Annotated in this window: 27 protein-coding genes and 2 pseudogenes; 5 read left to right on the top strand and 24 right to left on the bottom strand. The window is 36.1% G+C overall.

From position 1 onward, the window contains the following. Positions 1-21 precede the first annotated feature (21 nt). Positions 22-489, top strand: coding sequence for an OsmC family protein (locus AYC65_RS09780; protein WP_034870538.1), 468 nt, complete (start codon positions 22-24; stop codon positions 487-489). 7 nt (positions 490-496) lie between these two features. Beyond that, the gene (gene lgt, locus AYC65_RS09785) at positions 497-1,336 is read left to right on the top strand and encodes a prolipoprotein diacylglyceryl transferase (RefSeq protein ID WP_034870539.1); all 840 of its coding nucleotides are present in this window, start codon (positions 497-499) and stop codon (positions 1,334-1,336) included. A gap of 40 nt (positions 1,337-1,376) precedes the next feature. On the opposite strand, the gene AYC65_RS09790 is transcribed toward lgt, so the two are convergent. Beyond that, complete coding sequence (locus tag AYC65_RS09790; protein WP_034870540.1) at positions 1,377-2,273, bottom strand: DMT family transporter; 897 nt, start codon at positions 2,271-2,273, stop codon at positions 1,377-1,379. 98 nt (positions 2,274-2,371) lie between these two features. Between AYC65_RS09790 and AYC65_RS09795 the strand changes: the two genes are divergently transcribed. Then, positions 2,372-3,790 carry an aminotransferase-like domain-containing protein gene (locus AYC65_RS09795; protein ID WP_034870541.1) on the top strand — a complete coding sequence of 473 codons (1,419 nt, stop codon included), beginning with the start codon at positions 2,372-2,374 and terminating at the stop codon, positions 3,788-3,790. A gap of 136 nt (positions 3,791-3,926) precedes the next feature. On the opposite strand, the gene AYC65_RS09800 is transcribed toward AYC65_RS09795, so the two are convergent. The 5 genes from AYC65_RS09800 to AYC65_RS09820 all read right to left on the bottom strand — a co-directional run bounded on the left by AYC65_RS09800 (position 3,927) and on the right by AYC65_RS09820 (position 9,956). After that, positions 3,927-5,816: a fibrobacter succinogenes major paralogous domain-containing protein gene (locus AYC65_RS09800; RefSeq protein WP_034870542.1), complete on the bottom strand. Its 1,890-nt coding sequence runs from the start codon at positions 5,814-5,816 to the stop codon at positions 3,927-3,929. Positions 5,817-5,902: 86 nt separating this feature from the next. Continuing rightward, a complete protein-coding gene (locus tag AYC65_RS09805; protein ID WP_034870543.1) occupies positions 5,903-6,097 on the bottom strand; it encodes a hypothetical protein in 195 nt (64 codons plus the stop codon). A gap of 548 nt (positions 6,098-6,645) precedes the next feature. Continuing rightward, positions 6,646-8,118 (bottom strand): AraC family transcriptional regulator, encoded by a 1,473-nt coding sequence (locus tag AYC65_RS09810; RefSeq protein WP_034870544.1) that lies wholly within the window; start codon positions 8,116-8,118, stop codon positions 6,646-6,648. A 188-nt stretch (positions 8,119-8,306) separates the two neighbouring features. Further along, positions 8,307-8,954: a GNAT family N-acetyltransferase gene (locus AYC65_RS09815; protein WP_034870545.1), complete on the bottom strand. Its 648-nt coding sequence runs from the start codon at positions 8,952-8,954 to the stop codon at positions 8,307-8,309. A 54-nt stretch (positions 8,955-9,008) separates the two neighbouring features. After that, entirely contained in the window at positions 9,009-9,956 is a 948-nt protein-coding gene (locus AYC65_RS09820) for an alpha/beta fold hydrolase (RefSeq protein ID WP_234300288.1), read from the bottom strand. Between the two features lie 230 nt (positions 9,957-10,186). Here AYC65_RS09820 and AYC65_RS09825 point away from each other — a divergent pair, with 230 nt between their 5' ends. After that, on the top strand, positions 10,187-11,017 hold the full coding sequence (locus AYC65_RS09825; RefSeq protein ID WP_034870547.1) for a glycoside hydrolase family 16 protein: 831 nt from the start codon (positions 10,187-10,189) through the stop codon (positions 11,015-11,017). Positions 11,018-11,056: 39 nt separating this feature from the next. Further along, positions 11,057-11,719 carry a WG repeat-containing protein gene (locus AYC65_RS09830; RefSeq protein ID WP_034870548.1) on the top strand — a complete coding sequence of 221 codons (663 nt, stop codon included), beginning with the start codon at positions 11,057-11,059 and terminating at the stop codon, positions 11,717-11,719. 41 nt (positions 11,720-11,760) lie between these two features. Here AYC65_RS09830 and AYC65_RS09835 read toward each other — a convergent pair whose 3' ends face one another. The 18 genes and pseudogenes from AYC65_RS09835 to AYC65_RS09920 all read right to left on the bottom strand — a co-directional run bounded on the left by AYC65_RS09835 (position 11,761) and on the right by AYC65_RS09920 (position 25,991). Next, complete coding sequence (locus AYC65_RS09835; RefSeq protein WP_034870549.1) at positions 11,761-12,510, bottom strand: M17 family peptidase N-terminal domain-containing protein; 750 nt, start codon at positions 12,508-12,510, stop codon at positions 11,761-11,763. Positions 12,511-12,521: 11 nt separating this feature from the next. Further along, positions 12,522-13,889 carry an alginate export family protein gene (locus AYC65_RS09840; RefSeq protein WP_034870550.1) on the bottom strand — a complete coding sequence of 456 codons (1,368 nt, stop codon included), beginning with the start codon at positions 13,887-13,889 and terminating at the stop codon, positions 12,522-12,524. 111 nt (positions 13,890-14,000) lie between these two features. Further along, complete coding sequence (locus AYC65_RS09845) at positions 14,001-14,399, bottom strand: DoxX family protein (protein WP_200289559.1); 399 nt, start codon at positions 14,397-14,399, stop codon at positions 14,001-14,003. Between the two features lie 50 nt (positions 14,400-14,449). Beyond that, positions 14,450-15,079, bottom strand: coding sequence for an isochorismatase family protein (locus tag AYC65_RS09850; RefSeq protein ID WP_034870551.1), 630 nt, complete (start codon positions 15,077-15,079; stop codon positions 14,450-14,452). 37 nt (positions 15,080-15,116) lie between these two features. Then, on the bottom strand, positions 15,117-16,892 hold the full coding sequence (locus AYC65_RS09855; protein WP_034870552.1) for an amidohydrolase: 1,776 nt from the start codon (positions 16,890-16,892) through the stop codon (positions 15,117-15,119). Positions 16,893-16,941: 49 nt separating this feature from the next. Beyond that, on the bottom strand, positions 16,942-17,622 hold the full coding sequence (locus tag AYC65_RS09860) for a hydrolase (RefSeq protein WP_034870553.1): 681 nt from the start codon (positions 17,620-17,622) through the stop codon (positions 16,942-16,944). Between the two features lie 34 nt (positions 17,623-17,656). Beyond that, positions 17,657-17,782 (bottom strand): annotated as a pseudogene (locus tag AYC65_RS09865) (YceI family protein); the annotation flags it as partial. Positions 17,783-17,957: 175 nt separating this feature from the next. Further along, positions 17,958-18,059 carry a cupin domain-containing protein gene (locus AYC65_RS21065; protein ID WP_234300290.1) on the bottom strand — a complete coding sequence of 34 codons (102 nt, stop codon included), beginning with the start codon at positions 18,057-18,059 and terminating at the stop codon, positions 17,958-17,960. 434 nt (positions 18,060-18,493) lie between these two features. Next, positions 18,494-18,991: pseudogene (locus tag AYC65_RS09875) on the bottom strand (IS1595 family transposase); the annotation flags it as partial. Positions 18,992-19,058: 67 nt separating this feature from the next. Continuing rightward, positions 19,059-19,937, bottom strand: a complete 879-nt coding sequence (locus AYC65_RS09880; protein ID WP_034870555.1) for a pirin family protein — start codon at positions 19,935-19,937, stop codon at positions 19,059-19,061. Between the two features lie 137 nt (positions 19,938-20,074). Beyond that, positions 20,075-20,653 carry a Crp/Fnr family transcriptional regulator gene (locus AYC65_RS09885; protein WP_034870556.1) on the bottom strand — a complete coding sequence of 193 codons (579 nt, stop codon included), beginning with the start codon at positions 20,651-20,653 and terminating at the stop codon, positions 20,075-20,077. Positions 20,654-20,664: 11 nt separating this feature from the next. Beyond that, the gene (locus AYC65_RS09890; protein ID WP_034870557.1) at positions 20,665-20,976 is read right to left on the bottom strand and encodes a hypothetical protein; all 312 of its coding nucleotides are present in this window, start codon (positions 20,974-20,976) and stop codon (positions 20,665-20,667) included. 27 nt (positions 20,977-21,003) lie between these two features. Beyond that, the gene (locus AYC65_RS09895) at positions 21,004-22,614 is read right to left on the bottom strand and encodes a Na+/H+ antiporter (RefSeq protein WP_034870558.1); all 1,611 of its coding nucleotides are present in this window, start codon (positions 22,612-22,614) and stop codon (positions 21,004-21,006) included. 26 nt (positions 22,615-22,640) lie between these two features. Beyond that, positions 22,641-22,991 carry a cupin domain-containing protein gene (locus tag AYC65_RS09900; RefSeq protein WP_034870559.1) on the bottom strand — a complete coding sequence of 117 codons (351 nt, stop codon included), beginning with the start codon at positions 22,989-22,991 and terminating at the stop codon, positions 22,641-22,643. Positions 22,992-23,053: 62 nt separating this feature from the next. Further along, on the bottom strand, positions 23,054-23,674 hold the full coding sequence (locus tag AYC65_RS09905) for an alpha/beta hydrolase (RefSeq protein ID WP_034870560.1): 621 nt from the start codon (positions 23,672-23,674) through the stop codon (positions 23,054-23,056). Positions 23,675-23,677: 3 nt separating this feature from the next. Continuing rightward, on the bottom strand, positions 23,678-24,631 hold the full coding sequence (locus tag AYC65_RS09910) for a VOC family protein (RefSeq protein WP_034870561.1): 954 nt from the start codon (positions 24,629-24,631) through the stop codon (positions 23,678-23,680). Between the two features lie 20 nt (positions 24,632-24,651). Further along, positions 24,652-24,951 carry a GNAT family N-acetyltransferase gene (locus AYC65_RS09915; protein ID WP_034870562.1) on the bottom strand — a complete coding sequence of 100 codons (300 nt, stop codon included), beginning with the start codon at positions 24,949-24,951 and terminating at the stop codon, positions 24,652-24,654. A 107-nt stretch (positions 24,952-25,058) separates the two neighbouring features. Then, the gene (locus AYC65_RS09920) at positions 25,059-25,991 is read right to left on the bottom strand and encodes a ring-cleaving dioxygenase (protein ID WP_034870563.1); all 933 of its coding nucleotides are present in this window, start codon (positions 25,989-25,991) and stop codon (positions 25,059-25,061) included. Positions 25,992-26,159 lie beyond the last annotated feature (168 nt).

The following is a 26,159-nucleotide window of genomic DNA, read 5'->3' on the forward strand; positions in this document are numbered from 1 at the left end:
TGTAAAAAAGGGAAAACACTTATGAAGGAGCACCATTACCAAACTAAGGTTGAGTGGACCGGTAATAAAGGTTCTGGTACAGATCACTATAAAAATTACGAAAGAAACCACAATATTATTGTTGAACAAAAAGCTGTAATTCAGGCATCTTCTGATCCTGCTTTTCTGGGTGACCCAACCAAGCATAACCCTGAAGATTTACTGGTATCATCTCTTTCTTCATGTCATATGCTTTGGTATCTGCACTTCTGTTCTGCGAATCATATTATCGTTGAGGAATACACAGACACAGCTGAGGGTATAATGCTTGAAGAACAAAACGGAAATGGCTACTTTAAAGAAGTAACACTTAATCCCATTGTTATTGTTAAAAGCAGCGATATGATTGAAAAAGCTATCGAACTTCATAAAAAAGCTCATGAATACTGCTTTATTGCCAATTCTGTGAATTTCCCTGTAAAACATAATCCAATAGTTAAAACAAAATAAAAAATCAATGAGTTTACTCTACATCAACTGGGATGTAAATCCTGAAATCGTTAATATAGGTGGCGGATTTCCGCTAAAATATTATGGTTTATTATTTTGTATAGGACTAATTCTTTGTTATAATCTTCTCGGAAAAGTATATAAAAAAGAACAATTAAGTGAAAAAGCACACGAAGCTTTATTTGCTTATGCATTTATTGGAATTCTTGTAGGCGCAAGATTAGGACATTGTCTATTCTATGATTTCGATTATTATTCCCAACACCCAATTGAAATATTTTTACCTATCCAGAAAGGTGAAGACGGTGCTTATCATTTTATCGGATATGCCGGGCTGGCCAGTCATGGTGGTGTAATCGGTCTTATCATTATGATGATATTCTATGCCCGAAAATACAAAATACAATTCCTGAGAATTTTTGATATTATTGCTATTGTTGCTCCTTTAGGTGGTGCATTTATCAGATTAGGCAATCTAATGAATTCTGAGATAATAGGTACCCCATCTAACTTACCATGGGCATTTATATTCAGACATGTAGATGATGTTCCGAGACATCCGGCGCAGCTATATGAGGCTATTTCTTATTTTATTATCTTCTTTTTGGTCTATTTTATCTACCAGAAAGGAATCTTTAAAGCAGGAAAAGGCTTTTACTTTGGAATAAGCATCTGCCTTATTTTCATCTTAAGAATTGCTGTAGAATTTATCAAAGTAGATCAGGTGAATTTCGAACACGGAATGATTTTAAATATGGGACAAATCTTAAGTATTCCGTTTATAATACTGGGACTCTTTTTTATCATTAAGAATCTTCTGGGCATGAAGAAACTTCAAACTTCATAAATCAGGCAAAAGAGCCCCAGTCTAAAAAAAAACTGAAATTTTATTTAGCATATTTCTTGGCACCCAGTACACAAAGGATAACTCCTAAAGTGACGGCAATCATACCAATACTTACTTTTTCATGAAGTAAGGTAGAGGCTAGCGCCAATGCAAAAAATGGTTGCAATTGCTGTAGCTGGCCTACAGCTGCAATGCCTCCCTGTGCAAGTCCTTTGTACCAGAATATAAATCCTATAAACATACTGAACAAAGCTACATAAGCAACTCCCATCCATGCAGAGAAACTTACTGTATCCAAAGATTCCGGAAGCAGAAAGAAGGTTAACGGAGCTGTAATCGGCAATGCGATAACCAGTGCCCATGAAATAACCTGCCATCCACCCAGATCTTTTGAAAGTTTTGCACCTTCAGCATAACTCAAAGCACATAATATAATTGCCAGAATCATTAACAGATCTCCAACCGGGGCTACAGAGATTCCTTGAGCAACTGCATAACCTACAACCAATAGACTTCCTAAAATTGAGAATACCCAAAAAAGAGGTTTTGGTGCTTTTTCTCCGCCACGAAAAATCCCGAATATAGCAGTTGCTAGCGGTAATAAACCTATAAATACAATAGAATGGGCAGAAGTAAAATGTTGCAAGGCCATTGCAGACAATAACGGAAATCCGACAACACCTCCGATGGAAACGAGCATAATAGGAACTATCTGCTGTTTCGAGGGTCTTTTTTCTTTAAAAATAAGCAAAACCAGTAGTGCTAGTACTCCCGCTATGGAAGCTCTTGCTGCTGTTACAAAATATGGCGATAAATCCATAACAGCAACTTTCGTCGCTGGTAATGAACCGCTGAAAAGTAAGACTCCTATAAAGCCATTAACCCAGCCTTTTGTTGTATTGTCATTTTGTGTAGTAGATATTACAGTATCTCTCATCATGTTGTTATTTTTATTGAAAACAAAATTATGAGGTTCAAAAAAATAAATACAGTCTCAATTTTTGAAATTTCAATGGATACAGATATATTTGTAATATGAAAAACGATTTCCTATACAGCTCCATTACACATAAACTTTCAGCTCAAATTAAAAATGGAGTTTTGAAAGAAGGTGAAAGACTCCCCTCTGTGAGGACTTTATGCCAGAATCATAACGTAAGCATGAACACAGCTAAAAGAGTTTTTCTGGAGCTGGAATCTCAGTCTCTGATTTACTCTGTACCTCAATCGGGATATTTTGTGAGCCAGCTTCCATACCTGCGTTTACCACTTCCAGAGACGAGTAAGCCATCCCCTATCGCCAGCAGCAATGAGCCTAATGAGCTTATTAATAAGGTATTTACAAATATTGGGCGTGAGGATTTAACACTTTTCTCTATTGGTGCACCAGACGGTGAGCTAATCCCGCTTCCCCAACTAAAGAAGGAAGTGATACAGGCTACAAGAACTCTAAAAGGAGGCGGAACTTCCTATGAATCTCTACAAGGTAATGTAACGCTTCGCCGTATGATTGCGGCCAGATCTCTTAACTGGGGTGGAAATCTAAATGAAGATGATATTATTACCACCAACGGCGGAATGAATTCTTTATCTTTCTGTTTGATGGCTCTTACCAAACCGGGAGATACAATTGCGATAGAAAGTCCTTGCTATCCTGGGATACTACAGCTGGCTATAAGCCTGAGGCTAAAAGTGCTGGAACTTCCCACCCATCCGGAAACAGGACTTTTGGTTGATGAACTGGAAAAACTGGTTTCAAAAATAGACATATGCCTCTTGATTCCCAATTTTAATACACCACTAGGCAGTTGTATGCCAGATGAAAATAAAAAAGCTGTTGTGGAGCTTCTCTCAAAACACAACATTCCAATTGTGGAAGATGATGTGTACGGAGATCTTCATTTTGGCAATAAAAGACCAAGTTGTTGTAAAGCTTTTGATACAGAAGGAAATGTACTTTGGTGCAGTTCTATATCCAAAACCCTTGCAGCGGGATACCGTGTGGGATGGATTGCTCCGGGAAAATATAAAGACCAGATTATGAAATTAAAGCTGGTACACTCTATTTGCTCCAACTCTATTATTAATGAAAGCGTAGGCAGCTTCTTAAAAAGTGGTAAATACGAAAAGCACTTGTGGCAGCTACGTAAAACACTTCAGGAAAACTATTTAAACTACGCACAAACCATTGCCCAGCATTTTCCGGAAGGGACTAAAATAAGTCAGCCCAAAGGCGGCCTCGCATTATGGGTGGAATTCTCTGGAGATATTAATACCGTTGAACTTTTTGAACTAGCCATGAAAAAAAATATCTGTATTGCTCCGGGGCGTGTATTTACACTTCAGGATCAATACCATAATTGTATGCGCCTTACTCTGGGACTACCATGGAATGAGTCTTTGAAAGAAAAATTAATTGAAGTAGGCAATTTGGCTAAAACACTGATTAAATAATTATACTTCTAAAAGTATATAAATAAAACCGGTAGTTCTTGAAACTACCGGTAAAACATATCAGTTTTACAAACAAATGATGAAATTGTTCTTATGGAAAGCTGTATCCTTGTTTTCAAAGGTATAATCCTTATAACTAATTATATTCTTTTATACATCTAACAGCCATCCCGTGTGTAGGATGCGTTGTGCCAGAAGAGATAGTTCCAGATGGTGTTATGGAAGAAAAATAAACCAGATCTGCCCCACTCTCATCTCTTGAACTTGTCCAGTAAAATGCATTCTCTGTACGGCGAGCCGCCAATTCCCCTTGAGCAGAGCTCGGAACTTTCGTAGATGTAATTCGGCGATAGCCACCAAAAGGAATAAATAATGCATTCCCCAGCCAACGTCCTCTGCCATATTCATCTCCAAAATCAACGCTCGCATTTCCTGTTCTTGTGAATTTATTAAATCCATCTCCGGCATTAGCTGCATCTGCCCATTCATCTTTAGTGGGAACTCGATAACCGCTCGGGCAAGGGTTGCTCGCTCCTCCATTACCACTGGTTGTCCAGGAATCAGCAGGAAGCGTAGAGGCTCCGGAAGAAGTATCTGTCCAAGGGAACAATCCACCTGCAATCCATCCTATTCCTCTCCATCCTGTACCATTCGGGTTACCTGCCGGGGCCCCCGGAGAATTGAAAGCTAATCCCGGATTATACCTTGCATCCTGATCTACGTCCTTAGTAATCCATCTTATATTTTGCTGATTACTCAATCCATTACTTCCCCATTCGTATCTAGCTCCATGGAACCTTTTAATATTAGTGGAACTGCTTACGTCAAATGGATTAAAGTTACCACTGGTATCCACTCCAAGATCATTACACATAAATTCGCGCCACACTTTATTTTCAAGCGTCATCTGACTGGCACCTTTTGGTCTTGTATATGCGCCACACTTTTTAATCTCAACATTTAGATTTTGTTTATACTCCGGAAGCAATTTAAATGATGAATTAATCGACTGTGTTTTAGTAACCGCAGGCGTTTTTGTATTATCTGTTATAGTAACATTAGCCGAAAAAACAGCCGTTTTACTATTATCAATACTGGTATTGGTATTAATTAAAACATTATTTAGCGTTTGACTTTGAGATTTTGCAGTACCATTAATTGATGTTAGATTGATGACTTTATTTTCATAGTCTGTACGTCCGGAGATTATTCCGGCATTTGCCCCGCTGAAAGCTATAGATCCATCTTTAGCATGTGGTATCGTCAGTACAGTGTTCGTTATACCGCTTCCCGAAAAAGATAGTTGAGAGTCTAATATATTTACGTTTACCTTCTCTATTAATGCTGTTTTATGACGAAGAATAATACCAAGTGTATTACTGCCTTTCGCAAATGTCTGATTAGGCATCTTTACATACATCATATCAGTATTATTGATATAATCGGCCTTAGCACCGCTGATATTACCTTTTTCAGTAGTAATATTAGGTAAAGAAGCTGTTGCAAAAGAGTATGCTACTATATCATAAGAAATACTATTATCCAGCCAAAGATCACCTTCTGCGGGATTAACAAGCTCTACATTAGCACCGTTCACTCTATAATCTCTGTGAGCAGCATAGGCTCCGGGGCTTGTAGAGGATGCACTTCTATAGGCAATAACACGAAACTGTATCCCATTTCCTAAATTATTGCCACTCACTGCTGCTTTTGCACCACTCATAGCTGCCTGAGTATTTAATCCATTAAAAACCGGAGTAACTTCTGTTGAAATAAAGGTACTTGGGTCTATCATTGTAATCTGGGTTTGTACTACACCAGAAGGCGCAGTAGTTCCTTTTCCAGTAGATGCTGTAAACTCAGGCTCTGTAGCCCCTGCAAAATCTGAACCCAATAGATTAATTTTTATAGCAGTATTGCCTTTAGAATCAGGATTCAAAGTATTATCTGTATCATTACTTCGACAGGAAGACAATAGTACCAATAATAAAGTTATACTTAAACTTTTAAAATTTTTTGTTTTCATATTTGTGTGCTTTTTAGATAAAATGTTTTTAAAGCATGGGAATTATTATTAATGCTCTGTAAGCAGGTTCTAATGATAAAAGAAGACTATTCCCAAATAATTTCCCCGGTTTGGGTATCTGTCCCTTCCCAATCTGTTTGTACAGTAGTATCAGGTTTTACGAGTGCAGATGTAGCAGATATTCCGGCTTCCATTTCAACCAAAACAATCTCAAATACGGGCGGGATATACACGTGCTTTTTACCATGAAATAACATTTCATCTTTCTTTATTCTTTCCATCTTTGTTTGTGTCTTAAAATTTTTATTTGTCTATTAATAAATTCCCGTACATGTGGATTAGGAATTGTGATCGTAAAAATTTATTACAAATATGAAAATTCATGTATTACCCTAAAAGAAAAGGCACATACAATAAAGGAAATAACAATAAAAAAACAGGTTCATTTTCAGAAAAACGAATATATTAAAAGCAGCAACGCGCTAATAATAAGCATATTGCATAAATCCACTTTATTACATTATGTTTTACTAAAATGGGTAGCACTTTTCTGAAATCCTACATTAAGAATCAAAATAATCTTATGATTTCAGATTAAGAATAGCATTCTGATTTGACAAAATATCTCTTAAAGTCTTCCTTTAGAACCTGTTTAGATTTTAATTCAAAAATAATCTAGACTCCGACAGGCTCAGTCTGACACCTATAAAGAAAGATATTTTAGATAAACAATGTCACTCTAAGCTCTAAGCCTGTAATGAGCCAGTTTATAGTGAGCTTGACGAACTAAATTATCGAAGAGTATTAACTATAAAATTTAAACAGACTCTTACTCTTTAGAATAATATTTCTTTATATATTCCAGAGGTTTCATTTGGGTATTATTGGTAAATGCAGAAGTAAAGGCTCTTTGTGAAGAAAATCCGGAGAGTTCTGCAAGATAGTAGATTTTAAATTTACTAAAGTTAGGGTCTGTTTTCAGTTTATTAATAACATACTGTATTCTAAGGTCATTAATATATTGAACAAATGATTTATTTTTATGCCTCTTTATGACTAGTGATAAGTATTTTGTATTACACTGGAATTTATTGGCAACGCTATATAAGGAAGTTTCTTTATCTACAAAGGCTTCCTGTTTTTCGAATTCGTTGAGATTATAAAGAATTTTTTCTTCTGTTTCCGTACTTATATTAACATCAATCTGCAGGGTTTCTTTTTTCTCTTTCTGTGAACTATTTATTTTTTCAGACTTCTTTTTATAGTTTAAAAAGAAATAAATGACTACCAATCCAAAAGCAATACAGGCCGTCGTTATTAAAACCGGAGCTACTTTGATAGGAGTCGGCTTACTGGTCGCATTGTATATTTCATTTACAGCATGCTGATTTTTCTGAGTTCCATTTAGATATAGTTTTTGGTATTGTTGTAAATAATAAAGTGCATTTTTACTATCACCTGCATTTCCATAAGCCTCGGAAAGGCCTTGTAAGATCTCTAGTTTTTTATCGTAAAAGCTCTCTCCCTTGCAATAGCTTAAAGCTTTTTTATACTGCTCGATAGCTTCGGAGTATTTACCCTGTGCCGCTAAAAGATAGCCAATATCATGATAAGTAAAAGCCAGTTTGTAAGTATCATTAGCATTAATAAACTCCAAAGCCTTTTGTGAATATACATAAGCCGAATCATATTTCTTGGTTTTGGAGTAGAGATAGCTTAGATTCGTATATGCTGAAGGCAGTAATTCTTTTCTGGAAACTTCGCTACTTACTTTCAAATAACTATTAATGCCTTTTTGGGCAACGATAATCTTTTTATCCAGTTCCTTATTGTTATCCATTAGCACAAGTAAAGAGGCATAAATTCCACCTTTAATTTCATAAGCTTCATCATTTTGTTGCTTCGAAACCAAAACAAGTGCCTGATCAAGCAGTTCTTTGGATTTGTCCAACAGTCCCATCTTAGCATACTGCGTACCAAGAATCCTCAATCCCAGCGCCTCTCCTTCATTGTAATTGTTCTTTTTAGCAGATTCAATAGCGGCATTAGCATAATAAATACAGGAATCAGGACTTCCTTTTAAATAAAATGCAAAACTTGTAATATAGTCAGCCTTTGATACAATATCGAATGTATTAGTCTTTAAAGCTTTCTCTTTTAATATTTTGCTTTCTTTTATGACATTATCAGGAGAGTTGTTTACTTCTTTTCTTAATTCAGTATATCTCTCATTTAAGTTCTGACAAAATACGAACTGAGGAAAAAGCATTAGTACTACTAGTAAGTAAGAATTTTTCATCATAAATCATTGTGTGTAGAGCGCGAATACTCATAATTATTAATCTAGAATATCCGAAAGCAACTATAAAGATAAAACAAATAATAAACACATAAAAAATAGTATTACCCAATTGTATCTGTATTATGTTTCTATTCTTAATAAAGATATTTTATTTATGATAATGTAAAATTCAGCTTAAGTAAATGTTTTTAAGGAACAATAACAACAGAGGTATACAGGCTTACTACTTTCCAACCTAAAGATTCATATAATAAACGCCCCTGTTCTGTAGCAACAAGAATATTATTTTCAATTCCCTTTCTTTCTGCTATTTTCTGAAGTTCAGCAAATAAATAACTTCCCAATCCTTTTCTTTGATGAAACTGACTGGTTTCTATTCGGTCATATATAGCCCAACCGTCAATACATACAACTCTGCCAGAAGAGGCTAACTCATTATTTTTATCTTTAATCTTAATGAGGTAAACTCCATCATCAGAAACTTCAGTTTCCATACTATAGCCGTCTGCTAGTAATCGGTTTTCAAACTTCTCAGGATTATTTTCACCCATCATCAGATAGCCTTGTGGCTGAATGGTCCATCGATCAGGTAAGATTTCTGTAAGCTCGTTGCAGGGAGCGCAGACTTTAAGAAAAACCCACGGTTCTTCAATCGATTCTGCTAAATCAATTAAATCTTTATTTAGAAAAGGGAAAACATAACGGCTTTTCTGCTCTTCCCAACCAACTTCTATTTTAAATCCTGACTTATATTTAACCGGTAGTGATACTCCTCTTGATACCGACCAGCCATTCAACCATTTTTCTATTAGCTCAGCAGAAACTATTTCTTTCATAAATCAGAATTTATAAACCTGAATAAAGGTACATGATGATATAAATAAAACCATTTACTGGACAAATACTTCTGGTTTTATCTTCTCCATGATTACTTTTTGTAATTTATCTGGTTCTGTATTAAAAATGGTATGTCCGGATTTTTTCATCCAGAACATTCCCTTTTTCGGTGCTTTAACAAATTTATAGTAATCTTCAACAAGGTAATGTGATTTCTGTTTATCTCCATTTCCTTCAATAAAATATACCGGAGTATCAATTTCAGGAAGTGTATTAAAAAGACTTCCTTCTACAGATTTTTTCCACATCGGAAACCAGATTGCCAGCCATTTGTAATAAGTAGGTTTAAAATCTTCTTTTTTAGCAAAATCTACTCCGTTATGAATAAATAACCATTTCTGGGAATAGAATAAATCATCAGGCATTGTAAAAGGAATATTTATTAAATTGAGCTCTTCCGTTGCTGTCATATTATTCGTTTTAACAGCCCATTTTTTCAGCATATCTACCGTTAATTCTGACGATTTATTTATATCGATAATTGCACTTATCGGAATATAGGCATATAATAATTCGGGATGATTTTTAGCAATATCAAAACCAAGAACAGATCCCCATGAGTGAGAAGCTAAAAACAGTTTTTCACGCTTAAATCTTTTTAAAAGGTAATTGACAACTTCATAAGCATCATTTTTTAGAAGTTCTGGAGTCAGATTTTGTTGCGTTGAATTTAGTTTTAATGTTTCTCCGGTTTCTCTCTGGTCCCAGTTTATAACCACAAATTCATCCTTCAGCTTATCTGTAAATTTTTCAGAAACAGCAACTAATGATGTACCAGGCCCACCATGCAAAAATAGAAGAATCGGTTTTTCTTTGTTATTGCCTTTTATACTAATGAACTGCTTAATTCCTCCTATTGGAATGACTTCAGTAGTGTCTATTTTAGCAATATTAATTTTATCATTTTTTTGACTTAAACAAATAAAATATATTGAAAGCAAAATCAATAAAAAACTTTTTTTAACCATTTCTGAATCTCTATTATATTATGATATCGTAAATACAATGATAACAAATTGTATTTATATATGAATATAGTTTATCGAGAATATTTTTGATCTTCTTTAGTCCTATAAAATCACTATAAATTAATGGATACTTTTATTCACACCACTCTGCCTGGTATTTTCTATCTTTATATTCCATAAAACAAAACTAATAACAACCTACCATGAAAAATCAACTTTCAACCAGAAATATGCTCCGTATATTTCTGCTTTGCCCAGTGTTCCTCTTTCTATACTCATGCTCAGTCAGCAATCAGTACCACAAAGGGAAACTTGTATGGCAGGATAATTTTAACGATAAAAAAGCATTCAATGCCAAATACTGGAGCAAGATTCCCAGAGGAACTTCTGACTGGGACAGACATATGAGTAACGATGAGAAATGCTATGATATGAAAAATGGAAAACTAATACTCCGCGGAATTAATAATACCAATCTATCTCAGGATACCGCAAAATTTCTTACGGGTGGCATTTATACTAAAGATAAAGTTGCTTTTGGATTAGGACGCTGGGAAGTGAGGGCTAAACTAAATGCTGCAAAAGGAGCCTGGCCGGCCTTCTGGTTGCTAGCCCAGAATGGTAAATGGCCTGAGGGCGGTGAAGTAGATATTATGGAAAGACTAAATCATGACAGCATTGCCTACCAGACTGTTCACAGTTATTATACACACATACTTAACATAAAAAATAATCCGAAACACGGAAGTACCGGAAAAATAAAACCAGACTCTTTCAACACTTATGCAGTGGAGTTACACAGTGACAGCCTTGCCTTCTTCATCAACGGCCATAGAACATTTTCTTATCCCCGCATAAAAACAGATAAACAGGGGCAATTTCCTTTTACAGATCACAAATATTACCTGTTGCTGGATATGCAGCTTGGAGGCTCCTGGGTTGGTAAAGTAGATCCTAAACAACTACCTGTTGAAATGGAAATCGACCGGGTAAAATTTTACAGCTTTGAACAAGAATCAAAATCTAAAAAATAATAACAAAATTTATATATTTGGTATTAACACATCCCTGCTATGAATTTTCGTTTTCTTTTTATTACCCTTTTTATACCTATAATCTTTTGTGCAGCTCAGGATAAAAATGAGTGCTATAGAATATTCTCAGATTCAGCCTCAGGAACAGCACTATATGGTTATAAAAACCATAATAATGTAATAAAAATCCCTGCGAAGTTTATCTCAGCTTACTCTGACGACCTCTGTAAAATGGCAATTGTACTGGATTCAAAAGAAGGATGGACAGGAATAAGTAAAAATGGAAGTATTATTTTAAGACCTTATATCTACGATAACGGACCTGACTATGTAGAGGAAGGTCTATTCAGATATACTGAAGGGAAAAAAATTGGTTTTGCCAATCTTAGCGGAGAAAAGATTATTAGTGCTCAGTTTGATTTTGTAACACCTTTTAAAGACGGATTAGCAGAATATTCTATAGGTGGAGAAAGAATTTATGACAATGGAAAAACTGCTTCACAGATTGCCCGAGAGGGAGGTTCTCTAACAGATGTACATTGGTATTGGGGTGGAAATGTAACCGAATCAGGTTATATCAATAAAGCCGGTCAAAGATTTAAAAAGATAATTCCCTTTAAAAAGGATATAAGGCAAGCAATAACCTTCCAAAATAAAAAGGTTTTGCTTGATAAAAAAGGACGAATTATAAAAAAATTATAATCAGTATAAAAAAAGCAGGAGAAAACTCCTGCTTTTTTAGTTTAGTTTTTATACTGTGCAATCGCTTCAGCTATCCCACCGCCAGCAACTGTAAAAAAAGAAGGTCCTGCCAGTAAGAATACTTTATTCAGAGGTTTGAAAGTAGTTAATTTCTGTGATTTCAGAATATTCTGAGTCCGGTATTCATTGACCACTCCTCTTACCACATTTCCGGCAACCAGAGCTGTTGGAGAATCTATTCCGGCATCTTTAAGATCACTAGCAAATGCAAAGTTGCTCACACCTAATTTCAATGCTTCGCGGGTTGCAATTTCACCAACTGATATCATTAATTCCGGTGTAAATTTATTGCGGTCACCCAATCCTATTAATAATAACTTTCTGGCTCCAAGAGTCTTTGTAGGAGGCGTCAGTAAAAGTGTTTCCAATGCATGTCCTTTAAACTCTCCGGTTTTGCGGATTTCTGTAAGCTTTCCTTTAAGGGCTTCATCCAAATGCACCAATCCGTTAAGTGCCGCCGGTAGCGCAGGCGGAGAAACAAAAATATCACCTTCGGTATATTCGAATACACAGGCTACCTGTAATTCTGCATTTGCAGCGGAAGGTCCCTGTACCATTCCTATCATTTGTACTCCGTCTATACTTCCCCATGTTTTGGTTGTTCCAATAGCTGTAGGAGTTGCCGATGAATTTGAAGTGGCTGTTTGCTGAGCAAAACTTACTGTTGTCATTAATGAGAAACCAAAAATCATTAAAGATTTTTTCAGGCTTCTGAATTCTATAGTTTTCATAAAATAATTGTTTAAAATTTGAATACAAGTTTTGTGTTAATAAATAATCCGTCTTTATGATCCGGAACCACATCATTGATGAAACCGCCGGTTTTAAAATATTGTACTCCCGTAGTTGAACTCAGGAATTGGTTAATGTTATAAGTTATACTTCCTAAGAAGGCCGTTCCTATATATCTCTTTTGAGAATTAGAAGAAGGCAGATTCAGACTGCCACTCGGCCTGTAAATCCCATCCTGAAGGGAATATCTCCAATTGAGTACTACATCTGCCTGGGCAGCCATATTATCCGTAATATTATAAGTTGCGTAAGGATGTATATCAATAAGGTTTACAGGGCCTATCTGTGGGCTAAAACCAAAATAACCGCCTTTGGGATATATTGGATTAAAAGTTTGCAATTTGCCATCACCTTTCTGCGAATCACCTGATATATAATCATTCCTTAAATTGATTGTAGGCTTTCCTTTAATATTCTCGAACAGATAACCTATATCTACTGATCCGGTCCAGGCACTAATATTACCCTTCCCAAACTTACCAAACTGATATGCTGCCTCTATATTATAAATAAATCCCCCGCCATATCTCCAGAATCGCGCGCCTGCTGTATGTCTGTTTTCATCGGAAAGTCCATCTTCAAAAGCCACATTATCTCTATGAATTCCAATGTAATATAATTCTAAATTTCCACTTTTAGGAAAAATAAAGGTATTATAACTTCCCCACAGATTTATTTTCTTTGTAGAATGATTATCAAAAGTTCCGGTCCCCACTCTGCTGTCTGCCATTACAAATGCATCGGAACTAAAGTTGCCTCTTTTATACATCAGCTTTGCACCATCAAAATACAACCTCAAATTAGGACCTTCTCTCACAGAGATAAGTCTGCCGCTGCCATAATTCATTTCCTGTCTTCCGGCTCTTAAAGTAAGGCTGGATTTCTGATTCTTAATAATATCTACATCTATAAATAGGTTTTGTATATTCAGGTGATCTTCATCTATTATGCGGGGACCATTTTTACGCCCGGATTCCCACGCACTGCGTAATTGTCCGAAGATTCTGATACGCTTTCCAAGATGCAGGTCTGCATGAATACTATATCTTTGGAGCAAAAAGGGGTTACTTCCTATGCCCAGACGCCCCCAATCCTCGTTGTTAAAATCTACAAACTCGGCTCTGGCCTCACCACCTAAGGAGAGAAAGACTTTTTTATCCTTAGTGACTGGCATATACTTTACAGAATTATAAAAACTGCGGGTTGAATCTTTAAGAAAAGAATAGTCTTCATCATACCGCATCAGCTTAAATGCCGGAAAATTCTGTGAGAAAGCATATGCTGAAAATAATAGCAAAAGAATTAATAGTAGTCTCATATAGGTATTAGTTTGTTTTTAGTGCGGTTGTTAATAATGACAACAAATTTATTCGGGTTATTATCTTTATTGATTTAACTAGTTTAATTTCGTCTTCTCTAAACCAAATTTCTATTGTACCCTCATTTTTCTTTCAATCAGATAGTCCAAAGAATACTTTCCGGCACCAAAAAATAAAATAAGTAAATAAGACAGACTGTACATATAAGGGGTATCCTTTATAAGTGGTGCATCATGAAAATGCAACACAAAATAACCGGTAAGCGTTACAGCCAGAATAGGTAATACAGCCAGCCTGGTCATTAAACCCATTATAACAAACAATGGAAATATAAGATTGGCAGCGTCAGCAAAAAGACTATTAAAAACATCGGGAAGCCCTAATGGATTAGGCACTATTTCCGCTTCTCCAACCCCTATTCCGATTTTCTTTAATCCATGTGCATATATTAGTTCTACAGATAGCAAAACTCTGAATATAAGCATTCCTAAATCAAAACTATTACTCAAGGGCTGAGTATAGATTAGCTTTCATAAAATATTTTTCATTGTGTTTTTTTCTAATGTCTGAGCATGCCTTCAGCATACTGCATTCCGATTCCATACGTTCCTGCATATTTTTTCATAAGTCTGGATACGGCTCCGCCTGTTGGCCTTGCCCAATCCCGTTGAAGCTCCAAAACATACTGTACCGAAGTGACAGGCTGTACTCCTGCCTGAACCATCCTTTCCATAGCTCTGTTGTGTGCCTCCATGGTTACGTCTCCACAGGCATCCGCAATTACATATACTTCATAGCCTTCCTCAATAGCAGATAGTGCAGGGTATACAATACATACACTTGTCCATAATCCAGCCATTACAATTTTCTTTTTTCCGGGCTGGATAATTGCTTTATAAGCAGCTTCATCTTCCCATGTATTCATGGATGTGCGGTCAATATATTCATATTCTTCTTTTGGATAGTATTCCAAAATTTCCGGAAATACAGGCCCCGCAAAATGATGTTCTCCTACTGTAGTTACAATTGTAGGCACTCCAAAAACTTTTGATCCCCCGCTGATAAGTCCGGTATTCTGACGCAATTCCTGCATAGAATGACTATTGGTGGCAAAAGCCATTTGTCCTTCGAAATCTATAAGTACCAGGGTATGATTGTCCGGCGTTAATAAACTTTGTGCTGGTTTCATAATAAAATAATAGATTAGGTTATTGTCTCGTTATAATTTAGTTTTTTTGATAGCCTCCAAAATACTTGACAGGAGACCATTCCGGAATAACTTCCAGTGCTTTAGGTGCAATAGCTTTATAGTCAGTATCACCATATACTATTTTACCATCCACAATTGTCAGCTTAGCTGTTATATTCTTAATCTCAGATTCTTCAACACTGAAATAATCCTGATCCAGAATCACCAAATCTGCGAAGAAACCTTTTTGGATTTTACCTTTATCAGTATTTTTAATAAGACTGTAACCACCATAGGTAAAGAGTTCTAATGCTGTTTTTCTGTCAAGTGTATTTTCTTTGGCCATTACCTGAGCTCCGCCAACGGTTTTACCGGAAGTAATCCAGTATAATGCTACCCATGGATTGTAACTGGCTACACGTGTACCATCAGTACCAAGTCCTACAGGAATTCCAAGCTCCAGCATACGTTTTACCGGAGGTGCAGCCAAAGCTGTTTTCTTGCCATAACGGTGAATAAAGCTCTCACCCTGATATGCCATTCTGTGCTGAATTGCTATACCTCCTCCCAATGCTTTTATACGCTGCATATTCGCCTCACTTATCGTTTCAGCATGGTCAAACAACCATGGTAATCCGTTTAGAGGTGTTTCTTTATTCACAGCTTCTATTACATCTAGATCTCTGGAAATACTTTCATTATAAGTAGCATGTATACGGAATGGCCAACGTTTCTTCACCAGCAAACTCAGGACTTCTTTCATATTTTTCTCCATAGTAGCCGGTAACTCGGGGCGTGGAAATAAAAAATTCTCAAAATCCGCAGCGTCGGCAACCAAATTTTCACCACCCCCATTTACATAGTAATCAACTTCATTATGTCCATTCGAAGCATGGTGGTCTATATCTACCATTCCGGTCCATTTTGTATAGTCAGCCAGTTCGGTTCCTTTTTTCTGAGCAAACAAATAATAAGGCAGCCTCACTGTGATTTTTCCTTGTTTATTTAATTCATCGGTAATCCCATAATCATCCGGAAAATTTTGAAATCCTCCACCTGCATCCATTACCGCAGTAATACCCAAATGATTAAGCTCGGTCATATACTGTAAAGTTGAATTTATTTTTTCATCGTGTGAAAGCTCAGGCAATTTTGCCAGAGTTGAATATAAAATGAATGCATTGGGTTCTGCAACCAATAACCCGGTCGGATCTCCATTAGTATCCTTTTCTATCAATCCCTGTATAGGGTTAGCTGTATCGTCAGTAATCTTCAGTTCTTTTAATCCGGCTTTATTCAACCATGCTTTTGCATACAGATATAATATAAATGTTGGAACATCTCCAGTTGCTTCATTTATTTCCTGAAGGGTTGGAAGACGCTTTTCTTCAAACTGGTATTCATTCCAACCACCTACAACACGCACCCACTGGCCTTTGGGTGTACGGGCAGCCTGTTCCTTGAGCATTTGCAATGCTTTCTTTAATGAAGTGACACCATCCCAACGCAATTCCGTATTATAAAAACGTCCACCGCGAATCACATGCAAATGACTATCGAATAATCCCGGAATAACCCGTTTGCCTTTCGCATCTATTAATTTTGTATTTGTGGATTTTAGTTTTAATATCTGAGCATTTGTTCCGGTTTGCAAAATCTTATTTCCGGAAATTGCCACAGCCTGTACTTCGGGACTTCTTCCGTCTAAAGTTGTAATTTTTCCATTCGTAACAATGATATCTGCTTTTTGTGCTTTTATAACACTTCCACTAATCAGTAATAATGAAAGAACGATTCTGTTTAATGATTTCATAATGAAACAGTTTTAAGAAGGCAGGCAATTAGCCTGCCTTTAGATTAGATTAGTGTTTTAACATGTCGTGCGCATACTGCATTCCCAAACCATAAGCACCTCCGTATCTTTTTACTAAATCGGTAACTGCTTTATAAGTTCCCTGTCTCGCCCAGTCTCTTTGCAATTCCAGAATATACTGTGTTGCTGTTACCGGATGTGCTCCAGCCTGAACCATACGTGTTACCGCCTGATCATGTGCTTCTTTAGAAACGTCTCCCGAAGCATCCGTTACTACATAGACATCATATCCATCATTAATTGCAGAAAGTACAGGCCCTACAATACATACACTTGTCCATAGTCCTGCAAAAACAAGCTTCTTTTTACCTTTTCCGGTAATAGCTTTATAAGCGTTAACATCTTCCCAGGTATTCATCGTTGTACGATCGATATAAGGTTCCGGGTAGAATTCAGAAATTTCAGGGAAAACCGGACCACTGAAAGATTTTTCGGCAACAGTTGTTACAACAGTCGGAACATTGAATATTTTAGAAGCTCCTGCTGTAAGTGCAACATTATTTCTCAGTTCTTCGGTTGTAATACTCTTTGTTGCAAAAGCCATCTGACTTTCATGATCGATTAAAACCAAAGCATGGTTAGTAGGTGTTAATAATGCCGGACTTGGCTTTTGGGCTGAAACACTTAGTGATATTAGCCCTAATACAAAAGATAAGATTGTTTTTTTCATTTTTTTAAGTATTTAATTAATGTATTACTATAATTTATTGTTTGATAAGCTGTATTTCAGCTGTTAATTTTATTTCCTCTCCAACCAGCACACCACCTGTTTCCAATGAAGCGTTCCAGGTTAGCCCAAAATCTTTTCTGTTAATTTTATCGGAAACATTGCTGAATCTCATCTCTGAATGTGTAGGATCGAAGTCTTTATCAAGCCTACCCAATTTGAACCGGACATTCTGATGAATCCAGAAAAACCTTCATTATTTGGATTAGAAGAGAGTATTTATTGAAATTTATTATGTCTTTTACTCATATCAAGAGTGACCTGATCGTACCTTGGTGCTACATTTTTTTCTTAGGATACAACCATATATATAGAAATTTCACTAACTGATCATTATTTTTATTGAACCCACTACTCATAATACCTGTTCTGGCACTCATCACCTGAATATCTCCAGTTTTAATAACCTCTACATTTGAATGAATATCACTAACTTTATTGAGCTTTACTTCCTATTTATCTATAATTGTAAGTTGATTCATTTTATTTAAAATTTTCTTATAAACTATTACTGTAAGGCTAAAAACTAAATGCCATGTTATTACATTTGAATAGGAATATATTTAACAAGTTTGTGTTACACAATCCTTCCTAAGAATACCAAACTACCGATAATAATAGTAATAGATAAATATTTTTTGTTATCATCAGAAAAGTATTAATTAAGGATAAAGTTATAATATAATATACCCAAGAGAATAGTAACCTTTTCTGTTTTTCTTTAATAAGAGCCAGAGATAATCAATAAGATAAATTTTATTTGGACTATTGGTTTACTAATAAAGCTCCAAATGGCTTATTAGTAATGGTATTGATCCGCCATCATCGCTACATTTTGTTTGCCAACTGCTCCCTTTCCACGGATTCCTTTTTCCTGTTCTATTTCGTTGGATTCTACTGTAAAATAAGCCTCGTCAAACTCAATTATCCCTTTTAAAGTATACCGGAAATCTCGGTTGCCCATAACTTTTCTCAATTTATGAACCATTGTCCAGACTGGCTCATATCTCTTCAAGCCTAATTGTTTTTGGATTTCTTTAGCAGAAAATCCTTTCTTCGTTACACTCATCAAAAACATGGTCTTATACCAAATCAAAAAGGATAGTTTGGAGCATTCCATTATTGTTCCCTTTCGTATAGAGGTTCTGTAATTACATTTTTTACATTCATAGTTCCATTTATCTTGCTTCCAATAGTGTTCGGTAGAATTGCATTTGGAGCAAATTACTCCTTGTAGATCTCTTTGGCCTTTAAAATGGGTTCTACAATCTTCTTCTGTTCCAAAATTTGCAGTAAAACTGAATATGTTCATCTTTAATAAAGGCTTTTACTCAAATATTTGAAATTTAGGCTAATAAACGGATATTCAAATAGATTATTTAGGACAGCGTCATCGGAACTTCCATCAATAGGATTTCTGTTCCTGGCTTTGATGCTTTTATTTGAAGTTTGGAAACATTCCATATTCCAAAACCGTCTTTTTCATGAAGTTCTGTTTCTTCTATTACAGCACTTCCTTTTATAATGAAGGCATATATACCGTTACCTTCTTTCTTAAGCTGATATTCTGATATAAATTCCTTGTCAAATGATCCCATATGAAACCATGCATCCTGATGAATCCATACACCTTCATCATTCGGATCAGGAGACAGAATTTGCTGAAACTTATTATAACGGTCATTTATATTGAGAGAAATCTGATTATATCTTGGTACTACATTTCTTTTTTTAGGGTATACCCATATCTGTAGAAATTTTACCAGCTGGTCATTGTTCTTGTTGAATTCACTATGCATAATTCCGGTCCCGGCACTCATCACCTGTACATCACCGCTTTTAATAACAGCAAGGTTTCCCATACTGTCTTTATGCTCCAGGTCTCCCTCCAGCGGAATGCTAATAATTTCCATGTTATCATGTGGATGAGTTCCAAATCCTCTCCCGCCTTCTACTTTATCATCATTCAGCACTCTTAATACGCCGAAATGCATACGCTCCGGATTATGATAGTTTGCAAAGCTAAAGGTGTGATGACTTAATAACCAGCCATGATCCGCAACACCTCTGGAATCTGCCTTGTGCAGTACTGAATTGTCTTTTACTTTGGAATCGCCACTTGGCAGATGATTAAAACCAATAGGCTTTAGTGGTTCAATCTCATCAATATCATTTTTAAGGAGATTTCCCAGAGCAGCAGATGCTGCAAAAATACCTGTACCAAGCAAGCCTTTTTTTATGAAATCTTTTCTGTCCATTAGTATTGTTTTTTGATAGGTCAAAATTACACTCATCAAAAACCAATTCCATTTAACTAGTTTAATAAATGATTTGGTGTACAAAAAAAATTGCCAGATAGCATAGCTACCTGGCAATAAATAAAAAAACAGCAATGTTATTTATTGGAAAGTCTTTTCCTGATGGTACTTACAAATTCTTTTGAAACGCCCAAGTAAGAAGCTATATAATACTGTGGAACCCGCTGAGGAATAGACGGATATACTTTTATAAAGTCCAGATATCGTTCGGTTGCTGGTTTAGATATAGTATTAACCAGACGGTTCTGAAGTGTTGTAAGATTCCTTTGCACCAGCATTCTGAAAACTCTTTCAAACTTAGGAATAGATTCTAGGAGTATATCTTTCGTTTGCGGTGTCAGCATATATATTTCAGAGTCTTCCAATGCTTCTATATAAAGGCGGGAAGGTTTTTGTTCATGAAAAGATGCGATATCACTTACCCACCAGTCTTCAACAGCAAAATATAATGTTACTTCAAAACCATTTTCATCTATATAATAGGTTCGAATACAGCCTTTATGAATATAACCTTCAAACTGGCAGATCTCGCCCTCGCGAAGCAAAATAGTTTTAGCGGGTATAGCTTTACAATCCAGAAGATCTGTAAAGCTTTGCTTCTCTTCTTCAGTAAGCTCAATACATCTGGTTACATTTTCAATAATTTTCTCAAACATAATTTAAAATTTTAAGAATTCAGATCCGGAAAAAGGCTATATACTTCATTTTTAAGTAGTCCGCTTCCGCCTCCGTAGTGGTCTATCACTTTAATATCTTTGTCTAAAGATAATGTGTATTTTTTTATTTCTTGTTCATATTCTAAATCCAATCCTGAACTCAGAAGGAGAATATCAACATTATTAGTTTTCAGATACTCATATGATGCATCTTCATCAAAAAGTAATTCCGCATTCCACCCCTCATTATTTTCGATAAGTCTTTTTAAAACTTCCAGAATTTCCTTGTTCTTTCCGAGAACTAAAAAATTTAATGTTTTCATTTTTATATGTTGGTTATCCAAGGTGTTTTACAAATGTTTATTTCCTGTTATTTTTAATTCATTCAGATCAAGCTGCGATTCTGCCTTTCTGATTTCATCATCACTGAATAGTTTTTCTCTTTTCATTTTAAATAGCTCTTTACGCTGCATAGCATAAATATCCAAAACTACTTCATGATACTCTTTTAAATCCTTTTGCCTGTTACTACAAACCTCTAATGAGCTCAAATGTTTTTCATGCATCTTAAAATCTTTTTCAAGATGTTCTTTAAAATCTCTTACAAGATTATTATGCTGCATTTCTTCTTCATACTTATTATCCAGCATATTGATTGCAGCAGTATCTAATCTTATTTGGATACCTGCCTGCTGCTCATGTGAAGGGAGGATTGCATCCAGCTCTCCAATTTTCGTTAGTTTTATAATGAGCGGTAATGTCAGCCCCTGAAATACAAGCGTTATAAAGATGACAACGAAGGTTATAAATATAATAAGACTTCGGAACGGAAAAGCAGTACCATCATTCATCAACACCGGAATAGACAGTGCTGTGGCCAGAGATACAACGCCCCGCATTCCTGCCCAGCCAATAATAAGTGGATTTTTCCACCCTGGTGAGGGATCTTTTTTAATGTTCTTACTTAGCCAACGAGGAATGTGTGCCACAGGATAAATCCATAGTATACGGACTACAATAATAATCAGACTGATAAACACCCCATATTGTATTCCCTGAACAATAGAAGTCTGTCCCAATCCTTTAATGATTTCCGGAAGCTCTAATCCTATTAAAATAAATACAAGAGCATTCATCGTAAAGATGAGTGTGTTCCAAACTCCGGTCATATTTACTCTTGTACTTCCGGTTTTAAACATTTCATGAGCTCTGAATGACATGAAAAGTCCACCGCTAACCACTGCCATTACTCCTGAAAAATGAAAATGTTCTGCCACTAAATAAAGTACATAAGGTGTAATAACCGTAAGTGCTGCATCTATAGCCGGAGTTGTTGGCAAAAATCTGTGAATTGCATAAAATATATGTGCTACCAATATCCCTACAATAATTCCCATACCGGCTACAATAAAGAATTGTCCGGTGGCTTCCTGCATCGAAAAGCTACCTGTAAGAATTGCTGCCAATGCAAAACGAAAAACAATGAGTGAAGAGGCATCATTCACCAGGCTTTCTCCTTCCAGTATGGCTAATGTTCTTTTAGGAACTTTCAATCCTTTTAGTACTGTTGTTGCTGCAATAGCATCCGGAGGCGAAATAATTCCCCCCAATAGAAAGCCCAATGCCAGTGTAAATCCAGGAATAATCATTTGGGAAGTATAGGCAACGATTACTGAGGTTAAAAATACCAATCCAAATGCCAATAAAGATATAGGGCGTTTCCATTTCCAGAAGTCGTTCCAGGAAGTATACCATGCAGCCTCATAAAGTATTGGTGGTAAAAAGATTAAAAATATAATCTCAGGATCGAGTTTAAGCCCCGGTATTCCGGGAATGAAACTAATACCCAAACCTGCTAAGACCAAAAATATAGGATATGCTATCTTAATTTTCTGAGCCAGCATAACCAATAACATAACCACAACCAATAGTCCCAGGACTAAAAGTAAATTCTCGTGCATTTTATTTTTTATTTATTATTCTAAACTCAATCAATATGTATAAACAAAGATGTTCTCTCTTTGTGTTCCAGATTTTTGGTTTTGTGCCCTTTTCCTATTGTATCTTCTACTAATAAAACTTCTCCCGACTGAAAGACTCTTTTCTGTCCTAAAGATGTTTCAATCTCTACCCCGCCATCCAATAATACAATATACTGTTTCTGGGGAGCACAATGAAAATCATAGTCATACTCCGGTACTACTTTTCTAAATTGTAACTGACTGACTTTAATATTCTGGGATAAAAATCCAATGGCTCCATAATCCGATAAAGCAACAGCTACATCTTCAAAATGGGAATTCCCATTACTATCGTTGTATATACGGGTTATTTTCATATACTCTCTTCTCTGAAATCTATTAAAGAAATAATTTACTTTTTCAGGTATAACTTGACCACCTATTTAAAAATTAGTGTATTGGCTAATTCTAATTCTTCCTGATTAATGGAGTGTCCAAAATTATGATAGACTTTTTCGGTAACGTCAGCTCCCATCTCCTTCAGAATATTTGTTGTCGCATATACTCTTTCTACAGGAACATGAAAATCAGGATTGCTTGTCGCTATCAATATGGGAGTATGTTCAAAATTTCCTTTATAATGATCTCGATTAATTTTATCACCGATAACTCCACCAATAATTGCTGTTGCTCCTCCAAATCTCTGAGCATTGCGTGCTAAAAACTCTAACGTAAGACAAGCCCCCTGAGAGAAACCAAAGAAATATATATTCTCTGGTTTTATGCCTTCTTTTCGAACTTTTTCAACGGTTTGCGATACAACCTCAAGTGCCGAGGACAACCAAGGTTCATTCTGTTCTACAGACGCCATAAATGAGTAAGGATACCACGTCTGGTGAGTAGCCTGTGGTGCCACCAATGCATAATCATCTACATGAAGATGGGATGCCAGACTTAATATATCCTGAGCGCTTCCGCCTCTTCCATGAATCATGATAAGAACTTTCTCAGCCCGATCTAAAGGAGCTCCGGCTGTTTTTATATCAAGAATATGTTTCATTATTTATTTAAATTTTTCTGTCGGGTAAACAAATTGGGGTAATACTTCTTCTAAATGTGTTCTTTCCTTCTCAAACTGCTTTGGTAACATTAGGTTCTCTCCCAATGATGCCAATTCCTCATCTACAGAAAATCCAGGTCCGGAGGTTGCAATTTCAAATAAAACACCACCCGGTTCTTTAAAATACACGGAAGTAAAATATTTCCGGTCTTTTACCTCTGTATGTTCCAGACCAAATCGGTCCAGTTTATTCATCATTTCCAGTTGAGATTCGGCATCTGGTGTAGCAAAAGCAACATGGTGTACAGTTCCCCTTCCTGCAAGACCTTTTAATGCAGCTGGTGTACACAATAAGTCTACATATTTTCCGGGAGCATTTTCGGTTGCAAATCTGAAACGGTCGGAACTTTCAGAAACAAGTACATGGTCCATCTGTGTTGTGAGTAATGCAGCCGTACGTTCATAGGATGCTAACCAAATTTCTACATGATGAATTCCCTTTATTGCATAGTCTTCAGGAATAGTTCCCTTACTGTAGCCTTTGCGCAGATCTTTTGTATTGAATACAAGCTCCAGCCCCAGTCCGTCATAATCTTCCAGATAAATAAACACTTCCCCCGAAAAGCGCTCCTGAGGCTGTTTATAGGGAATCCCAAATCGATCCAGTCTTTCCAGCCAATAATCCAACCCGTCCATTGCTACAGAGAAAGCAGTTGTATTCAGCATTCCTTTTCCATGTCTGCCGTTTACCAAACCTTTTCCATACGGAAAAGTCGTCATAATAGTTCCCGGTGTCCCGAACTCATCTCCGAAGTAAAAATGATAAACCTCTGAATAATCAAAATTTACGGTCTTTTTAACAAGTCGAAGTCCAAGTACTCCTGTATAAAAATCAATATTTTCCTGTGCATCTCCTGTTATTGCAGTTACATGATGCAAGCCTGTAATTAATGACATCTCTATTAATACTTTTACAATTAGGCCTGTGGTCTAAACCATACATCTGCATACTCTTCAGTATGGCGCTTAAACTGTGCATGAACATATGGACAAAGCGGTACAATCTTCAGGTTATTTTCTCTGGCATAAGAAACCAGCTTCTCTAATAACAATTTAGCAAACCCTCTGCCTTCATACTCAGGATTTACTTCGGTGTGATATACTGTTAACTTTCCTTCAGCTACGGAAACATCCATTTTCCCGGCTTTTCTGTCATCAGAAAATAGCTGTATCTCTCCTTGCTGATTTGTATTTAATACAATTTCTGTTCTTTCCATTTTTATTTTTTTGCTGTTGTTTCCAAATTAAGTCTCTCTTACTTATAATTTAAATTCAGGGTAGTCTCCCATAAGAAAACCAGGAACCTACCCTAAATTTACTAAAATCATAACAGATTAGGTAAAGCCTCTTCTATTTTACCACGTATCCCTTCATATTGTTTTGGAAGTTTAAGATGTGTACCTAATTCTGCCAATTCTTCATCCCGCATAAATCCTGGGTTATCCGTAGCAATCTCAAACAAAACACCTCCTGGTTCACGGAAATATAACGAATAGAAATAATCCCGGTCTATCTTAGGCGTTATCTGAAGTCCTGCTGACAATACTTTTTCACGGTATTCCATCAAAGTATTTTCATCTTTTACCCGAAAGGCAATGTGATGATTTGTTCCGGCAGCATTTCGTCCATATGCTACAGAAGGATTCTCTATAATATCAATGAAGTTAGCTGTGTCTATAGTATCAGTTGTGAAGCGATAGTGACTGTCTTCCTGCTTTTGCAGACTGTAACCTAATACATCTGTTAACACTTTTATAGTTGGATCTGCCTTTTGCAAGGTAAGTGTTACATTATGAAAACCTTTTAGTGCATTGTCATTGCTTATTCCATCTATAGTCCAGGCATTTCGGCTGTCCTCATTTTCAGGTTCTATAAATTGTAATTGCAGACCATCCGGATCTTTAAAAGAAATCATTTTTTCACCAAAAATACTTCCTTCTTCTACATTAACTCCGTTTTGTATCAAACGGTTTTTCCAGAATTCAATACTTCCTGTTGGAACTGAGTAACCGATATGAGTTGCCATACCAGCTCCATTAGTCCCCTGACCAATTCCTTCCCACGGGAAAAAGGTCAATATAGTCCCGGGAGTTCCCGTCTCGTTCCCAAAATAGAAATGATAGGTTCCGGGATCATCGAAGTTTACCGTTTTTTTTACAAGGCGTACACCTAATACTTTCGTATAAAAGTCAAGATTTATTTTTGCATTATCAGCTATTGCTGTAATATGATGCAGTCCTAATATTTTGTTTTCCATGTCTTTTTATTTTTAGGTAAAATTACAACATGCCAAATCGCAATGCATTTAACTAGTTTAATTAATGTGCATAAATTAAAATTTCATACAAGTCATTATTGAATTCAACCCTTAAAAGCAGGTTGTTACTGATAATATGGAAATTAACTCTAAAATTTAATTTATATT

The organism is Elizabethkingia bruuniana (assembly GCF_002024805.1).
GTDB lineage: Bacteria > Bacteroidota > Bacteroidia > Flavobacteriales > Weeksellaceae > Elizabethkingia > Elizabethkingia bruuniana.

Coding starts and splice junctions, on each gene's coding strand:
- AYC65_RS09795 (WP_034870541.1), top strand. CDS start 2,372: ATGAAAAACGATTTCCTATACAGCTCCATTACACATAAACTTTCAGCT.
- AYC65_RS09855 (WP_034870552.1), bottom strand. CDS start 16,892: ATGAAATCATTAAACAGAATCGTTCTTTCATTATTACTGATTAGTGGA.
- AYC65_RS09920 (WP_034870563.1), bottom strand. CDS start 25,991: ATGGAAAACAAAATATTAGGACTGCATCATATTACAGCAATAGCTGAT.
- AYC65_RS09830 (WP_034870548.1), top strand. CDS start 11,057: ATGAATTTTCGTTTTCTTTTTATTACCCTTTTTATACCTATAATCTTT.
- AYC65_RS09835 (WP_034870549.1), bottom strand. CDS start 12,510: ATGAAAACTATAGAATTCAGAAGCCTGAAAAAATCTTTAATGATTTTT.
- AYC65_RS09895 (WP_034870558.1), bottom strand. CDS start 22,614: ATGCACGAGAATTTACTTTTAGTCCTGGGACTATTGGTTGTGGTTATG.
- AYC65_RS09905 (WP_034870560.1), bottom strand. CDS start 23,674: ATGAAACATATTCTTGATATAAAAACAGCCGGAGCTCCTTTAGATCGG.
- AYC65_RS09810 (WP_034870544.1), bottom strand. CDS start 8,118: ATGATGAAAAATTCTTACTTACTAGTAGTACTAATGCTTTTTCCTCAG.
- AYC65_RS09815 (WP_034870545.1), bottom strand. CDS start 8,954: ATGAAAGAAATAGTTTCTGCTGAGCTAATAGAAAAATGGTTGAATGGC.
- AYC65_RS09910 (WP_034870561.1), bottom strand. CDS start 24,631: ATGTCATTAATTACAGGCTTGCATCATGTAACTGCAATAACAGGAGAT.
- AYC65_RS09885 (WP_034870556.1), bottom strand. CDS start 20,653: ATGTTTGAGAAAATTATTGAAAATGTAACCAGATGTATTGAGCTTACT.
- AYC65_RS09900 (WP_034870559.1), bottom strand. CDS start 22,991: ATGAAAATAACCCGTATATACAACGATAGTAATGGGAATTCCCATTTT.
- AYC65_RS09805 (WP_034870543.1), bottom strand. CDS start 6,097: ATGGAAAGAATAAAGAAAGATGAAATGTTATTTCATGGTAAAAAGCAC.
- AYC65_RS09860 (WP_034870553.1), bottom strand. CDS start 17,622: ATGAAAAAAACAATCTTATCTTTTGTATTAGGGCTAATATCACTAAGT.
- AYC65_RS09800 (WP_034870542.1), bottom strand. CDS start 5,816: ATGAAAACAAAAAATTTTAAAAGTTTAAGTATAACTTTATTATTGGTA.
- AYC65_RS09840 (WP_034870550.1), bottom strand. CDS start 13,889: ATGAGACTACTATTAATTCTTTTGCTATTATTTTCAGCATATGCTTTC.
- AYC65_RS21065 (WP_234300290.1), bottom strand. CDS start 18,059: ATGAGTGCCAGAACAGGTATTATGAGTAGTGGGTTCAATAAAAATAAT.
- AYC65_RS09880 (WP_034870555.1), bottom strand. CDS start 19,937: ATGGACAGAAAAGATTTCATAAAAAAAGGCTTGCTTGGTACAGGTATT.
- AYC65_RS09850 (WP_034870551.1), bottom strand. CDS start 15,079: ATGAAACCAGCACAAAGTTTATTAACGCCGGACAATCATACCCTGGTA.
- AYC65_RS09825 (WP_034870547.1), top strand. CDS start 10,187: ATGAAAAATCAACTTTCAACCAGAAATATGCTCCGTATATTTCTGCTT.
- AYC65_RS09790 (WP_034870540.1), bottom strand. CDS start 2,273: ATGAGAGATACTGTAATATCTACTACACAAAATGACAATACAACAAAA.
- AYC65_RS09780 (WP_034870538.1), top strand. CDS start 22: ATGAAGGAGCACCATTACCAAACTAAGGTTGAGTGGACCGGTAATAAA.
- AYC65_RS09915 (WP_034870562.1), bottom strand. CDS start 24,951: ATGGAAAGAACAGAAATTGTATTAAATACAAATCAGCAAGGAGAGATA.
- lgt (WP_034870539.1), top strand. CDS start 497: ATGAGTTTACTCTACATCAACTGGGATGTAAATCCTGAAATCGTTAAT.
- AYC65_RS09890 (WP_034870557.1), bottom strand. CDS start 20,976: ATGAAAACATTAAATTTTTTAGTTCTCGGAAAGAACAAGGAAATTCTG.